Raw genomic sequence first — 14,510 nt, 5'->3', positions numbered from 1 at the left:
GCTCATTGTTACCCTTGCTCACAATGAACCATGTTCCTGATATCGTTCCGGCATGACGCTTCCCGACTCCGACGGGCTCCTCGCCGAGCAGTTGCTGCGCCTCACCCGCCGCGTCCACCGCATTCAGAAGCGCCATCTGGAGCAGCGGGGCATGGCCATCACGCCGGCCCAGTCCCGGGCGCTGCGCGCGCTCGCCCCGTACGCCTCGCCGCCGCGGATGGCGGATCTGGCGGAGCGGCTGGAAGTGGTACCCCGGGCCGTGACGACGCTGGTCGACGGGCTGGAGGCGAGCGGCCGGGTGCGCCGGGTGCCGGATCCGGACAACCGCCGGGTGACCCGGATCGAGCTGACCGACGCGGGCCGGGCCGCGCTGCGGGAGCTGCGGGCGGCCCGCCGTGCGGCGGCGGAGGAGATCCTGGAGCCGCTCTCCCACGACCAGCGCGAAGTGCTCGGAGGCCTGCTGAACACGCTGATCGACGGATCCCCCTCGGGCCGCCCCGGCCCCGCCTGAGCGCGGCCGCCGGGCAGCCCCGTCGCCACCCGCGCGGTTTGCGCAGCACCCGGCCCCGGTGGACGCTGGACAGTGTGAGCGGCCGCCAGGCAGCGGGAGGTACTCGTGGGCATCGCCGACGGACCCGGGGACGACGTCTACCAGCCCGACGCGTCCGACATCCAGGACGACTCGGGGCTCCTCGACGTCGAGGACACGCTGGAGACGGACGACGTCGACGACCCGCTGGACCGCGGCTGGTCCCCGCCGGAGAAACCCTGGGGAGTGGAGCGGACCGGGGAGACGGCGGCCGAGCGGCACCGGGGCGAGTCCTTGGACGAGCGGTTGGCCAAGGAGGTGCCGGACGGCCCGGACCTGCGGCTGGACGGCGACGGTATCGGCGACACCGTCGGCACCGACGGGGAAGTGATGGACTCCGAGGTCGGCGCGGTCCGTGCGGGGCGGCTGGTCGCTCCCGACGAGGGACTCCGCAGGGACGAGGAGGCGGTTCTGGCCGCGCGTGACGTGGGCATCGACGGAGCGGCCGCCTCCGCGGAGGAAGCGGCCGTCCATGTGATCGACGAGGAGTGACGACCGTGCAGCAGGACAAGCATCCCGAGTACCGTCCGGTGGTCTTCCGCGACCGGGCGGCCGGTTACGCGTTTCTCACCAGGTCGACGGCGGACAGCGACCGGACGATCGAGTGGGACGACGGGCAGACGTACCCGGTGATCGACGTGGAGATCTCCTCGGAGAGCCACCCGTTCTACACGGGCAAGGCCCGGACGGTGGACACCGAGGGCCGCGTCGCGCGCTTCGAACGCCGCTACGGCGGGGGGACGGGGGAAGACGGCGCCGGCACGGCCTGAGGCCCGGCCGCGGTCCGCCGCCGGTCCGTCACGTCACCGCAGAGGTGCTCCGCGTGCGCCCCGCTCGACGCCCGCCCGGGCCGCACCGCCGACGAGGCCGCGGATGAGGCGGGCCGCGCGGTCGCGCACCGGCTCCCCGCCCGGCATCCGGCCACGTCCGTCGTTCCGTGGCCGGTTCCGGTCAGAGAAGGAAGGCGGCGTTGATGAGCCACCCCGCGCCGATGGCGGCTCCCGAGCCGACGATCAGTGCGAGCAGTGCGTATGCGCGGTCCCGCGCACCGCGTACGACGGCGAGGGGGAGGGCGACGCCCACGACGAGGTAGCACCAGCCCGCGGTCGTTCCCGGACCACTGTTCGACTGGGCGTCGGTCGCGAGCCAGAGGAAGTTGAGACCTTCCATGATCCAGACCGAGCCCGTGACTCCGGCCGCCGAGGTCCTGACGTAACGGCGGTCGTCGTCGCGCAGTGCCGCCGCCGCGCCGAGGACCGGGCCGGCGACCACACCGGCGACGGTCCAGATCACCACCGCGGACATCCCGGCCGCGAAGCCGCGCAGCTCGGAGGTCACGTAGTAGCCGGCCACGAGGCCGGCCTGGGAGAGCATGCCCGCGCACGCCGCCCTGCGCCAGTTGCCGCCGGCGCGAAGACCGACGAGGAAGGCGACCATGGTCCACGGGGCCGCCGAGTTGACGAGCGCGTGCCACCCCCCGGTGAGAACGCTCTGGCCGAAGGAGGTCGCCGCTCCCCCCGCCAGGCCGACGGCCACGGCGGCCGCGCACAGCACCCACGCCCGGGCAGGGTCGGCGTCGAGGGAGGGCGCCCGTCTCGAGGGCTCGGTCACGGTCACGGATGTCTCCCCCTGATCACTTCGTCCTCACCGCGGCACCGCGCACGGAAAGCGCGGCTCACCCCCGGTCGCCCCACCCTATCCGGGCGGGCGGGGCGGGGAACCTGGTCCCGAACGGGGCCGAGGGAGTCCGTCAAGGCGGGCGCCGGGGCGCCGCCCGAAGGCCGGGCCGGGACGGAACTCAGTCGGCCGGGACGGAACTCAGTCGCCAGGGCCCGGGTCAGGTCGTACCGCCGCGTGCAGACCGGCCCGGGCCGCTTCGAGCTGGGCGGCGAAGGCGATGCCGAGGAAAAGGGCGATGCCGGTGAGGTTCGCCCACAGCAGCAGCGCGATGAACGCGGTGAGGGGTCCGTAGACCGCGCCGAAACCTCCGCTGTTGCTGACGTACAGCTCCAGGAGCGCGGTCGCCGTCACCCATATGACCAGGTGGACGGCGGAACCGAGCGCCAGCCAGGTGTAGCCGGGCTGACGGCGGCGGGGTGACCAGCGGAAGATCACGGCCGAGGCGGTCCAGGCGAGCAGCAGTCCCAGCGGGATGTCCAGCGGCGCCCACCACCGCTCGCCGCCCGGCAGGCCGAGGGACTCGGCGACCGCACCGGCCACCGCGTCCCCCGTGACCAGGACGAGGAAGCCCAGCACCATGGGCAGCCCGGCCGCCCCGGCCAGCACCACGGCCCGCGCGTACTTGCGCGTCGCGGGCCGGTCGCGTTCCACGCCGTAGATGCGGTTGGCGCCGCGCTCGATCTGGCCCATCGCGGAGGCGAGGTTGACCACCGCGAACACCAGGCCCAGCACCAGCGCCAGGTTGCTCCACACGCCGCCGTCGGCGGTGCGCCGGGTGCCCTCCAGGACATCGCGGACGATGTCGGCGCTGTCGCCGGGGACGATCCGCCGAAGGGTGAGTTCGATGACCCGTCCGATGTCCTCGGTGTGCGCCGACGTGGCGAGCCCCACCAGCGTGGCGGTGAACGGCACCACGCCGACGACTATCTGAAAGGCCAGGGCGCGGGCGTTGGTGAAGCCGTCGGCGTAGCGGAAACGGCTGAACGAGTCGGTGAGCAGCTGCAAGCCGCCGTACTTCCGGAGGGCGGTCAGCGCCTCGTCGCCGGAGAGTTCCTCCCCGAGCATGTCCCGGGTCTGCGGGACGTGGACGACGGTTCCCATGGTGTGAGCTCTCCTCGGACTGCGGGCGGCGGGGACCGGACTGCCCGGTCCGCGGGCCGCGACGGGACCGCCCGGCCTGCGGACCGCGGACCGCGGCCGGCGGGGGCGTTCCCCTCCTCATGCCCCGCGGCCTCGCTCCCACCGCCGGTCCCCCGCCCCCGGACGGCCTCAGATGAAGCCGAGGGCCGCCGCGGCGGCCGCACCGCCGAGGAGCATGAAGCCCGGCATCAGGACCCGGACCTCCACCCAGCTGCCGGCGCGGAAGCGCATGCCCTTCGGCGGGCCCAGCGGGTACCACCGCTTGCGGCCGATCGGGATGGGCCACAGGACGGGGCAGCCGGAGACGGTGAGCGCGTCCCCGATGCAGTGGACCAGCGCCCCCAGCACGATCGGCAGGCCCAGCCACAGGTACTCCTGGCCCGGCCCGTCGAACAGCCAGGTGGCGCCGTTGCCCGGCTTGTCCAGGACACCCGCGACGATCCACGAGCTGGTGGCGGCCAGCAGCCAGACCAGCACGTCTGCGCTGGAGCCGCGGGTGGCCCGCCACAGCAGGCCCTCGATGGCCAGCACCATGTGCACGAAGAGGATGAAGAGCACGCCCCAGCGGTCGCCCAGCGTGGCGATCGCCGCCGAGCCGGCGCCGATCAGCAGCGCCCACACCCAGGTGTGGGTCAGGGTGCGGTGGCCGCCGGAGCGTCGCGGGTCACCGGGTTTCCTCGTCGACTTGTAGACCGCGTACGACAGCTTGTCGACGATCTCGCAGATCCACTTGGAGACGGGCCCGAAGGCCCGCGAGATGGTGGCCGCCTTGTGGTCGAGGTCGGGGGCGAGGGCCGCGCCGGCGCAGATCAGGGCTCCCGCCAGCAGCACGGGCCAGGGCATCGGCTCGCCCCAGGCGGCCGCCGCCGCGCCGACACCGAGCCAGGCGGCCGCGCCCGACAGTGAATGTGCTGGTCCCATCATGGCGTTGCCCGCCCCGTTCCACGTTGTGCCGCTGTTCAGTTCGGCGGTCAGCGTAGCGGTGTCGATCTTCGATTGGTGATCCGATTCCCTGATCGTGACCTGGTCCGGGCAAGATGGGGGGTGTGACCCTCATCGATCAGTTGCCGCAGACCGCCGATCCCGACGCCCTCTACGAAGCCTTCGAGTCGTGGGCCCAGGACCGGGGCCTCACGCTCTATCCCCACCAGGAGGAGGCACTGATCGAGGTCGTCTCCGGGGCGAACGTGATCGTCTCGACGCCCACCGGGTCGGGCAAGAGCATGATCGCGGCGGCCGCCCACTTCGCGGCGCTCGCCCGGGACGAGGTCACTTTCTACACGGCGCCGATCAAGGCCCTGGTCTCCGAGAAGTTCTTCGAACTCTGCAAGATCTTCGGCACCGAGAACGTCGGCATGCTGACCGGCGACGCGTCCGTGAACGCGGACGCGCCGGTGATCTGCTGCACCGCGGAGGTGCTGGCGTCCATCGCGCTGCGTGACGGCAGGAACGCCGACGTCGGCCAGGTGGTGATGGACGAGTTCCACTTCTACGCCGAGGCGGACCGCGGCTGGGCGTGGCAGATCCCGCTGCTGGAACTGCCGCAGGCGCAGTTCGTGCTGATGTCGGCGACGCTCGGCGACGTCTCGATGTTCGAGAAGGACCTCACCCGGCGCACCGGCCGGCCGACCGCCGTGGTCCGTTCGGCGACCCGCCCGGTGCCGCTGTCGTACGACTTCAAGTACACGCCGCTGACCGAGACGCTGACCGAGCTGCTGGAGACCCGGCAGGCGCCGGTCTACATCGTGCACTTCACCCAGGCGCAGGCGGTGGAGCGGGCGCAGGCCCTGATGAGCATCAACATGTGCTCCAAGGAGGAGAAGGAGAAGATCGCCGACCTGATCGGCAACTTCCGCTTCACCACCAAGTTCGGCCAGAACCTCTCCCGTTACGTCCGGCACGGCATCGGCGTGCACCACGCCGGCATGCTGCCCAAGTACCGGCGTCTGGTGGAGAAGCTGGCGCAGGCGGGTCTGCTGAAGGTCATCTGCGGCACCGACACCCTCGGCGTGGGCGTCAACGTGCCCATCCGCACGGTGCTGTTCACGGCGCTGACCAAGTACGACGGCAACCGGGTGCGCACCCTGCGGGCGCGCGAGTTCCACCAGATCGCGGGCCGGGCGGGGCGCGCCGGGTTCGACACGGCGGGCTTCGTGGTGGCGCAGGCGCCGGAGCACGTCATCGAGAACGAGAAGGCGCTGGCCAAGGCGGGGGACGACCCGAAGAAGCGCCGCAAGGTGGTGCGCAAGAAGGCTCCGGAGGGCTTCGTCGGCTGGACCGAGAACACCTTCGAGAAGCTGATCGCCTCCGATCCCGAGCCGCTGACCTCGCGTTTCCGGGTCACCCACGCGATGCTGCTGTCGGTGATCGCCCGCCCGGGCAACGCCTTCGACGCCATGCGCCGGCTGCTGGAGGACAACCACGAGCCGCGCAGGGCACAGTTGCGGCACATCCGCCGGGCCATCGCCATCTACCGGTCGCTGCTGGACGGCGGCATCGTGGAGAAGCTGGACGCCCCGGACGCCGAGGGCCGCATCGTCCGTCTGACGGTCGACCTGCAGCAGGACTTCGCGCTCAACCAGCCGCTGTCCACCTTCGCGCTGGCCGCGTTCGAGCTGCTGGACCCCGAATCGCCGTCGTACGCCCTGGACATGGTGTCGGTGGTGGAGTCCACGCTGGACGACCCCCGGCAGATCCTGCACGCGCAGCAGAACAAGGCGCGCGGCGAGGTGGTCGCGCAGCTGAAGGCGGACGGGGTCGAGTACGAGGAGCGGATGGAGCGGCTCCAGGAGGTCAGCCACCCCAAGCCGCTGGAGGAGATCCTCTTCCACGCCTACAACACGTACCGCAGGAGCCACCCCTGGGTCAGCGACTATCCGCTGTCACCCAAGTCGGTGATCCGCGACATGTACGAACGGGCGCTCACCTTCACGGAGTTCGTCTCCCTCTACGAGCTGGCCCGCACCGAGGGCATCGTGCTGCGGTACCTGGCGAGCGCCTACAAGGCGCTGGAGCACACCGTCCCCGACGACCTGAAGTCCGAGGACCTGCAGGACTTGATCGCCTGGCTGGGCGAGATGGTCCGACAGGTCGACTCCAGCCTGCTCGACGAGTGGGAGCAGCTCGCCAACCCCGAGGTGGTGACCGCGGAGGAGGCGCAGGAGAGGGCCGACCAGGTCAAGCCGGTCACCGCCAACGCCCGCGCCTTCCGGGTGCTGGTGCGCAACGCGATGTTCCGCCGGGTGGAGCTGGCCGCCCTCGACCAGGTCCGGCAACTCGGCGAGATGGACGCCGAGTCCGGCTGGGACGCGGACCGCTGGGGCGAGGCGATGGACGCCTACTGGGACGAGTACGAGGACCTCGGGACGGGTCCCGACGCCCGCGGGCCGCGCCTGCTGATGATCGAGGAGGACGCCGAGCACGGTCTGTGGCGGGTCCGCCAGGCGTTCGCCGACCCGAACGGCGACCATGACTGGGGCATCAGCGCCGAGGTCGACCTCGCGGCGTCCGACGCCGAGGGCCGTGCGGTCGTCCGGGTCACCGACGTCGGCCAGCTGTGACCTCCGCCGCCGCACGGCGGGCGCCGGCGGTCTGCTGCGGCCCCCGGCAGCCCCGGCGGAGGCGCGATGCGCGAGACGTGACGGACGTGGGACACCTGACGGACGTGGGACAGGAGAGAAGAGACCCCTCATGACGAATCCAGCGGAGGGCCTGGTCGGCCTGCTCGACCTCGAGCAGATCGAGGTCAACATCTTCCGGGGACGCAGCCCCGACGAGTCCCTGCAGCGCGTCTTCGGCGGGCAGGTCGCCGGCCAGGCGCTGGTCGCGGCCGGACGGACCGTGGAGCAGGACCGGCCGGTGCACTCGCTGCACGCCTACTTCCTGCGGCCGGGGCGGCCCGGCGTGCCGATCGTGTACCAGGTGGAGCGGGTCCGCGACGGGCGCTCGTTCACCACCCGCCGGGTCACCGCGGTGCAGCAGGGCCGGACGATCTTCAACCTGACGGCCTCGTTCCACCTGCCGGAGGAAGGGCCGTTCACGCACCAGCTCCCGCCGGCCCGCGAGATGCCGGACCCGGAGTCGCTGCCGACGGTCGCGGACGAGATCCGCGACCACCTGGGCGCGCTGCCGGAGCAGCTGGAGCGGATGGCGCGCCGCCAGCCGTTCGACATCCGGTACGTGGACCGGATGCGGTGGACGGCCGAGGAGGTCTCGGAGGCGGAGCCGCGCAGCGCGGTGTGGATGCGCGCGGTGGGTCCGCTGGGCGACGACCCGCTGGTGCACACCTGTGCGCTGACCTACGCGAGCGACATGACGCTGCTGGACGCGGTGCGGCTGCCGGTGGAACCGCTGTGGGGGCCGCGCAACTTCGACATGGCCTCGCTGGACCACGCCATGTGGTTCCACCGGCCGTTCCGGGCGGACGACTGGCTGCTGTACGACCAGGAGTCCCCGATCGCCGTCGGCGGGCGCGGCCTGGCCCGGGGTCGCATCTACGACCGTGAGGGCCGGCTGGCGGTCTCGGTGGTGCAGGAGGGTCTCTTCCGGACCCTGTGACGGCGCGGCGCCCCGGCGCAGTCCCGGTGGCCGTCGTGGCCGGGTGTGCCGAGGATGGGGTCATGGCGCACAGGATGACCGACCAGGAGTGGCGGACGTTCGTCACCGCCGGGACACGCACCGGGAAGCTGGCCACCACCCGGGCCGACGGTTCGCCGCACGTCGCCCCCGTCTGGTTCGTGCTGGACGGGGACGAGGTGGTGCTGACCACCGGCGCGGAGACCGTGAAGGGCCGCAACCTGGCCCGGGACGGGCCGGGTGGCCCTCTGCGTGGACGACGAGCGGCCCCCGTTCTCCTTCGTCTCCCTGACGGGTCGGGCCCGGCTCGACGAGGACCTGGACCAGGTACGGCACTGGGCGACGCGGATCGCCGCCCGCTACATGGGCGAGGAGCTGGCCGAGGGATACGGCGCGCGCAACGCCGTGCCGGGTGAGCTGCTGGTGCGGCTCTCCGTCGACCGGGTCAGCGCGGTCGCCGGTCTCACCGACTGACGGCCGTCGGGCCTCCACCGTCAGGCCTCCGCCGCCCTCGGGCCTCCGCCGCCGTCGGGCCTGCGCCGTCAGCCCACCGAGTCCAGCATCCGCGCGGTGTGCATCCGCCCCGCGTGTTCCACCAAGCGGATCAGCACCTCCTTGCCGGACTCCCGTCGGCGGGCGTCGCAGAGCACCACGGGCGTGCCGGGATCCAGGTCGAGGGCGACGGAGACCTCGGCGGGCGTGTAGGAACGCGCCCCCTCGAAGCAGTTGACGGCCACCACGAACGGGATACTCCGGTGCTCGAAGTAGTCCACGGCGGGGAAGCAGTCCTCGAGCCGCCGGGTGTCGGCGAGCACCACGGCGCCCAGCGCGCCCTGGGCGAGTTCGTCCCACAGGAACCAGAAGCGGTCCTGGCCGGGGGTGCCGAAGAGGTAGAGCGAGAGCCCGGCCCGGATGGTGATCCGGCCGAAGTCCATGGCGACGGTCGTGGTGGTCTTCTGGTCGACGCCCGAGATGTCGTCGACGCCCCGGCCCGCCTCGGTGAGCAGTTCCTCGGTGCGCAGCGGCCGGATCTCGCTGACGGCGCCGACCAGGGTCGTCTTGCCGACACCGAAACCGCCTGCCACGAGGATCTTCAGCGCCAGCGGGTTCGAGGCGTCCGTGGTGGCGGCACCCGTCGTCCCGCCGGAGGTGGTGTCCGTCTGCTGGGGGGCCATCGATCACTTCTCTCGGGTTTCACGGGCGAGCGGTTCGCCGCGGGAGGTCGGTCACTGTCAGGTGGGTCGGCGGGCGGTGCGGGCACAGCTGACAGCCTTTTGGCTGCTGACAGCATCTATCAGCTCACCGGATCATAGAACTCACGCGTCCCGACGACATCGTGCAGTCACAGTGCGCGCAGACCGGCGATCACCTCACGCAGCACGCGTTCGTCCGGCAGCTGGGCGGGCGGCACCGGGCGGCTGACCCTGACGCATCCGAGCTCCAGCAGATCGCCAAGGAGCACACGGACCACGCCGACGGGCAGGTCGGCCCCGGCGGCGAGTTCCGCGACCGACTGGGTCTCGGTGCGGCACAGTTCGGCCAGCAGCCGGTGCTCGGGCCCCAGGGCGGCCGCGGCGCCCGGCGGGGCCTGCGGGTCGACGTCGACCAGGGCGATCAGGTCGAAGCCGTCTCCCGACGGGCCGGGGCTGGTGCGCCCGCCGGTCATCGCGTAGGGGCGGACCAGCGGTCCGGCCTCGCCGTCGAACCACTGGCTCTCGTACCACCGGCCGCCGGGCGGCCCCGGGTCGCCGGGGCCGCCCGGGCCGCCGGAATCCCCGGCGGGCCGGGGCTGCGTCGGGTTGTGCTCACGCATCCGGACAGCGCCTCCCCGGTCAGCCGGCGACAGGCCGCGGCGGCACCCGCGGCGACTGGTGGAGGTGCTCGCCGACCCGGTTGACCAGCCGGGCCATCTCGTAGGCGATCAGGCCGATGTCGACCTTGACACCGGTCAGGACGGCCAGGCAGGAGCCGGCACCGGCGGCGGCGACGAACAGGTAGCCGTCGTCCATCTCGACCATGGTCTGCCGGACGCCGCCGACCCCGAAGTGGCGTCCGGCACCCTTGGCGAGGCTGTTGAAACCGGAGGCGACGGCGGCGAGGTGGTCGGCGTCCTCGCGGCCGAGACCGCTGGAGGAGCCGACGGCGAGCCCGTCGTCGGAGAGCACCACGGCGTGCCGGACCTCCGAGGTCCGCAGCACCAGGTCGTCCAGCAGCCAGTCGAGTTCGACGGACCGGCGGGGCCCTCCGGTCAGGGGGTCGTGGGTCATGGTGAGGGGTTCCTGGGTCCGGGTCATGCGGGGTCTCCTTCGCTGCTGTCACTGGGGGCGGCCTGGTGGGGGCCGCGGCCGGGCGGGCGCCCGCCGCCGCGCGCCCATCCGTCGCGGTAGGCGGCCATCCGGTCCCGGACCTCCTCCGGGGTGCGGTCCTCGGCCGGGGCGGGAGCGGGGGCGGTCAGCCCGGTGGGCCGCTGCCTCAGCTGCGGGACGAGGTTGCGCTGCCGCACCCGCCGGGGCAGGGGTGTGTCGCCCGGGGCGGCGGGGTGGCCGGCCGCGTCGCCGCCGGGCGGGGTGGTCGGGGTGTCCGGGGTGTCCGGGGTGGGTGTGACGGGTGACTCCGGCGATGCCCAGAGGGCCGGCGTGCCGAGGGCCGGCGTGCCGGAGCCCGCCGGGCCGGAGGCCGGAGCGCCGAAGGCTGGTGTGCCGGAGCCCGTCGGACCGAAGGCTGATACGCCCGAGGCCGGCGCACCGAACGTCGACGTGCCGGAGGCCGGTGTGCCGGAGGCCGGAGTTCCGAAGGCCGACGTGCCGGAGGCCGGGGTTCCGGAAGCCGGTGTACCGAAAGCCGACGTGCCGGAAGCCGGGGTTCCGGAAGCCGGTGTACCGAAAGCCGACGTGCCGGAAGCCGGAGCGCCGAAAGCCGACGTGCCGGAAGCCGCGGGGCCGGAGGCCGCGGGGCCGGAGGCCGCGGGGCCGGAGGCCTCCGGATCGCTGGGGGTCCTGCCCGCGGGTCCCCCGGAGGGGGCGGGGGCCGGGTGGTCCAGGGCCGGGCCCCGGGTGGAGCCGGCGGCGGGCCCGGGGACCAGGACCTGCCGGTCAGGGGCGGGTCCGGTGGCCTCCTGGCCGGGCGCGCGGCCGGGAGCCTGCCCGTCCGGGGCGGGGCCCGGGGCGGGGCACGGCGTACCCCGGGTGGCCGGACCCGGTCCGTCGGTGGCGCGGAACGGACCGGGGGCGGGCCGGGCGGCGCGCTGTCGGTCGGCGGCACGCCGCGGGCGGAGGGCGGTGACCCCTGGCGGGGGGTCCACCGGAGGGAGCCGGTCGGCGGTCCCGTCGGGCGTCCGGCCCCGGGACCGGTCCTGGTGCCGCTCCGGGGAACGGTCCTGGGCCGGTGCCGGCGCCTGTGCCCGTGCGGGCGCGGGGACCTGGTCCGGCCCATGGACATGAGTATGGGCAGGCAGCGCCGGACGCGGACCGGCCCCCGCCGGCGAGGCCGGCCCCCGGTCCGGCCCGTGACCGCCCGCGCGGGCGGTGGCGCCCGCGCCGTCCGGCGCCCGCCCCTCCTCCTCGTGCAGCAGGTTCCTCGGCAGCAGCACCACGGCGGTGGTGCCGCCGTACGGCGAGGGCCTCAGATGCACCTTGATGCCGTGCCTGGCGGCGAGACGGCTGACCACGAAGAGCCCCAGCCGGTCGCTGTCGAACAGGTCCAGCGCCTCGGACTGCTCGATCCGCCGGTTGGCGTCGGCCAGGGTCTCCGGGCCCATGCCGAGCCCGCGGTCCTCGACCTCCACCGCGTACCCGTTGCCGACGGCTTCCCCGGTGACCCGCACCTTGGTGTGCGGAGGCGAGAACTGGGCGGCGTTCTCGACGAGTTCGGCGAGCAGGTGGGTGAGGTCGGCGACCGCCGCACCGGTGACCGCGGCCTCGGCGAGCTGCCGGACGTCGACCCGCGCGTAGTCCTCGATCTCCGAGACGGCCGCGCGCACCACGTTGGTGAGCGAGACCGGCCTGCTCCAGGCCCGGCCCGGGGCCGCGCCGGAGAGGATGATCAGCGACTCGGCGTGCCGCCGCATCCGTGTCGTGAGGTGGTCGAGGCGGAACAGGTCGCTCAGCTCGTCCGGGTCCTCGGCACGGCGTTCCATGCCGTCGAGCAGGGCCAGTTGGCGGTGCACCAGCACCTGGCTGCGCCGTGCCAGGTTGACGAAGACGCCGGAGATGCCTCCGGCCAGTTCGGCGCGCTCGGCGGCGGCGCGCAGGGCGGCGCGGTGCACGGTGCCCAGTGCCTCGGCCACCTGTCCGGTCTCGTCCTCGGCAGGCGGACCGTGCGGGGCCTCGGCGTGGACGTCGATCTCCTCGCCGGCCCGCAGCTTGCGCATGGCCTGCGGGAGTTTACGGCGGGCGATCTCCAGGGCGCTGTTGCGCAGTCCCACCAGGTCGGCGACGATCCCGCGGCCGATGCGCACCGAGATCACCAGGGAGGCGGCCACCGCGAGGAGGCCGAGGAGCACGGCGGCACCGGCGGGGGTGAACAGGGCGCGCATGAGCGGGCCGGAGCCGTCGGGGTCGGTGTGGGAGGCGTGGTCGGCGATCTCGCGCAGCGTGATCTGGACCCGGTCGTGGGCGGCCTCCCACACGTCGGCCGGCACGGCACGGGCGGCCGCCTCTCCGGGTTCGGCCCGCAGCACGGCGTCCTCGGCCCGCCCGAGCGAGGCGTGCCCGCCGTCGCGGACGAGTTCCCGCCAGGCGGCGCGCTGCGGATCGCGCAGGTCGGGGGCGGCGGATGCGACGAGCGCCCGGCGGGTGGCGGTGGAGGCGGCGAAGAGGGCGCGCCGTTCGCCGTCGAACGAGGCGTCGAGCCGTGCCGAGGCGAGCAGGGCGTCCTCCTGGGCCAGCGCCTCGCCGGCCCGGCCCAGTTCCAGCATGATCCGTGCGTCGGAACCCTCCCGTACGTGCGGGATGGAGGTGAGGGCGCCGTCCACGGCGAAGGCGTCGCCGATGACGCCGGTGTAGGCCCGGTAGGTCTCCTCCCAGCGGGCGTCTCCGTCGAGCAGGGCGGAGCGCACCGGGCGCAGGGATGCGGCGCCGGCCAGGAAGGCGCGCAGCCGCTCGGGCACCTCGGGCGGCAGTTCGCCGCTGTCGGCGACGGTGCCCGTGCCGTCGACCCGCAGCCGTGCGACGGCCCGGTCGGCGGTGGCGGTGAGGGCCCGGAACTCGCCGCGTGGCGCGCCCTCGCCGCCGGCCGCGAGCCGCACCGCGGAGGCGCGTTCGGCCTGGAGGGCGACGACGGCCTCGGCCACCGGGACACGCACCCGGGAGTCCACGCGCTCGGCCTGCCGCATGGCGGCGACGTCCTGGGCGGTGGTGACGGTGGCGTAGCCCCAGAGCGCCAGCAGCGACATCACGGGGACCATCAGCAGGCTGACGACCTTGGCTCGGACGGTGCGGGGCCGCAGCCGCATACCGCCGCCGGACGGTACGGCGCGGCGATCCGCGGCGGCCGCCGCGGCCGCCACGGCGAGTTCCTCCGCGGTCTCGTCGGCGGGTGGCCCGGCGTGGGCCCTGCGGCCCCTCACCGGGGGCGGGGTGCCCGGGCCGCCGGTGCGGGAGGTGCTAGGGGATGTACGCATGGCTCCCTCGTTCGGCGGATGCTTCCCGTCCGGTGGTTGCTTCCCGTCCGGCGGACGGTCCCCGTCCGGTGGTGGCCGCCGGTCCGCCCGGGGTCTCCTCCGGGGTCCGCCCGGTGGACGCCGGTGCGCCGCGCCAGGCCCGCCGGGCGGCCTCCTCGGCGGCCCGCTCGCCCGCCGTCGGGGAGAGCGCGACGAAGGCGGAGGTCAGGAAGAGCCAGGAGCCGAGGCCCACGGCGAGCGGGAAGACGAATTGCATGGCGGTGGCCCCGGCGAGGGGTTCGGTGGAGGGGACGACCCGCACCCGCACCGCGGACATGCCGGTGTAGTGCATGCTGCTCACCGCCAGGCCCATGACCAGGGAGGCCACGGTCACCGCGAGCGGTGCGGTGATGTTGAGGGCCGCCCAGAGGGCCGCGGTGGCCGCGACGACGGCGATCACCACCGAGACGCCGATCCTGAGCGGGTCGAAGGAGACCTCGCCGTGCAGGCGCAGGGCGGCCATTCCCAGGTAGTGCATGGAGGCGACCCCCAGGCCGGTGGTGAGCCCGCCGAGGATCAGGGCCCGGGTGCGGTCCCGGCCGTATCCGACGGCGAAGACGCCGGCGCAGACCACGACCATGGCGACGACCAGGCTGAGCACGGTCAGTGGTACGTCGTAGCGCAGGTCGGTGCCGCGGACGGCGAAGCCGAGCATGGCGGTGAAGTGCATCGTCCAGATGCCCGTGCCGATCGCGGAGGCGGCGGTGAGCAGCCAGTTGCGGCGTGAGCTGCCGGTGGCCTCCAGCGCGCGGACGGTGCAGCGCAGCCCGAGGGCGGCGCCGATGCAGGCCATCGCGTACGACAGCAGCGGTGTCAGCCAGCCGAAGGCTGCGTGGTCCAGATGTCCCATGGGACCGGGACGCTAGT

General features: G+C 73.7%; 13 protein-coding genes and 1 pseudogene. 6 read left to right on the top strand and 8 right to left on the bottom strand.

Going from position 1 to position 14,510, the window contains the following annotated elements; translation table 11 throughout:
• Positions 1-52 precede the first annotated feature (52 nt).
• From GBN72_RS15715 to GBN72_RS15705, 3 genes are all read left to right on the top strand, one after another.
• Complete coding sequence (locus tag GBN72_RS15715) at positions 53-511, top strand: MarR family winged helix-turn-helix transcriptional regulator (protein ID WP_151772407.1); 459 nt, start codon at positions 53-55, stop codon at positions 509-511.
• A 105-nt stretch (positions 512-616) separates the two neighbouring features.
• The gene (locus GBN72_RS15710; RefSeq protein WP_151772406.1) at positions 617-1,081 is read left to right on the top strand and encodes a DUF5709 domain-containing protein; all 465 of its coding nucleotides are present in this window, start codon (positions 617-619) and stop codon (positions 1,079-1,081) included.
• A 5-nt stretch (positions 1,082-1,086) separates the two neighbouring features.
• On the top strand, positions 1,087-1,359 hold the full coding sequence (locus GBN72_RS15705; RefSeq protein ID WP_151772405.1) for a type B 50S ribosomal protein L31: 273 nt from the start codon (positions 1,087-1,089) through the stop codon (positions 1,357-1,359).
• A 181-nt stretch (positions 1,360-1,540) separates the two neighbouring features.
• Here GBN72_RS15705 and GBN72_RS15700 read toward each other — a convergent pair whose 3' ends face one another.
• The 3 genes from GBN72_RS15700 to GBN72_RS15690 form a co-directional block, all read right to left on the bottom strand.
• A complete protein-coding gene (locus tag GBN72_RS15700; protein WP_151772404.1) occupies positions 1,541-2,206 on the bottom strand; it encodes a DUF6518 family protein in 666 nt (221 codons plus the stop codon).
• Between the two features lie 201 nt (positions 2,207-2,407).
• The gene (locus tag GBN72_RS15695) at positions 2,408-3,370 is read right to left on the bottom strand and encodes a YihY/virulence factor BrkB family protein (protein ID WP_151772403.1); all 963 of its coding nucleotides are present in this window, start codon (positions 3,368-3,370) and stop codon (positions 2,408-2,410) included.
• A 168-nt stretch (positions 3,371-3,538) separates the two neighbouring features.
• On the bottom strand, positions 3,539-4,333 hold the full coding sequence (locus tag GBN72_RS15690) for a metal-dependent hydrolase (RefSeq protein ID WP_151772402.1): 795 nt from the start codon (positions 4,331-4,333) through the stop codon (positions 3,539-3,541).
• A gap of 122 nt (positions 4,334-4,455) precedes the next feature.
• Here GBN72_RS15690 and GBN72_RS15685 point away from each other — a divergent pair, with 122 nt between their 5' ends.
• The 3 genes and pseudogenes from GBN72_RS15685 to GBN72_RS15675 all read left to right on the top strand — a co-directional run bounded on the left by GBN72_RS15685 (position 4,456) and on the right by GBN72_RS15675 (position 8,458).
• On the top strand, positions 4,456-6,969 hold the full coding sequence (locus tag GBN72_RS15685) for a DEAD/DEAH box helicase (protein ID WP_151772401.1): 2,514 nt from the start codon (positions 4,456-4,458) through the stop codon (positions 6,967-6,969).
• 130 nt (positions 6,970-7,099) lie between these two features.
• Positions 7,100-7,966, top strand: coding sequence for an acyl-CoA thioesterase (locus tag GBN72_RS15680; RefSeq protein ID WP_151772400.1), 867 nt, complete (start codon positions 7,100-7,102; stop codon positions 7,964-7,966).
• A gap of 62 nt (positions 7,967-8,028) precedes the next feature.
• Positions 8,029-8,458 (top strand): annotated as a pseudogene (locus GBN72_RS15675) (PPOX class F420-dependent oxidoreductase).
• A 68-nt stretch (positions 8,459-8,526) separates the two neighbouring features.
• Here GBN72_RS15675 and GBN72_RS15670 read toward each other — a convergent pair.
• The 5 genes from GBN72_RS15670 to GBN72_RS15650 all read right to left on the bottom strand — a co-directional run bounded on the left by GBN72_RS15670 (position 8,527) and on the right by GBN72_RS15650 (position 14,493).
• Complete coding sequence (locus GBN72_RS15670; RefSeq protein WP_151772399.1) at positions 8,527-9,159, bottom strand: GTP-binding protein; 633 nt, start codon at positions 9,157-9,159, stop codon at positions 8,527-8,529.
• A gap of 167 nt (positions 9,160-9,326) precedes the next feature.
• Positions 9,327-9,797, bottom strand: coding sequence for a DUF742 domain-containing protein (locus tag GBN72_RS15665; protein WP_151772398.1), 471 nt, complete (start codon positions 9,795-9,797; stop codon positions 9,327-9,329).
• Between the two features lie 19 nt (positions 9,798-9,816).
• Complete coding sequence (locus GBN72_RS15660; RefSeq protein ID WP_151772669.1) at positions 9,817-10,251, bottom strand: roadblock/LC7 domain-containing protein; 435 nt, start codon at positions 10,249-10,251, stop codon at positions 9,817-9,819.
• A gap of 23 nt (positions 10,252-10,274) precedes the next feature.
• The gene (locus tag GBN72_RS15655) at positions 10,275-13,604 is read right to left on the bottom strand and encodes a sensor histidine kinase (RefSeq protein ID WP_151772397.1); all 3,330 of its coding nucleotides are present in this window, start codon (positions 13,602-13,604) and stop codon (positions 10,275-10,277) included.
• Positions 13,588-14,493, bottom strand: coding sequence for an MHYT domain-containing protein (locus tag GBN72_RS15650; protein WP_151772396.1), 906 nt, complete (start codon positions 14,491-14,493; stop codon positions 13,588-13,590). Before GBN72_RS15650 ends, GBN72_RS15655 begins: the two co-directional genes overlap by 17 nt.
• Positions 14,494-14,510 lie beyond the last annotated feature (17 nt).

This window comes from Streptomyces abyssomicinicus (genome assembly GCF_008974245.1).
Taxonomy (GTDB): domain Bacteria; phylum Actinomycetota; class Actinomycetes; order Streptomycetales; family Streptomycetaceae; genus Streptomyces; species Streptomyces abyssomicinicus.
The sequence above is the reverse complement of the archived record's forward strand: the minus strand, read 5'-3'. Positions and strand labels throughout refer to the sequence as shown.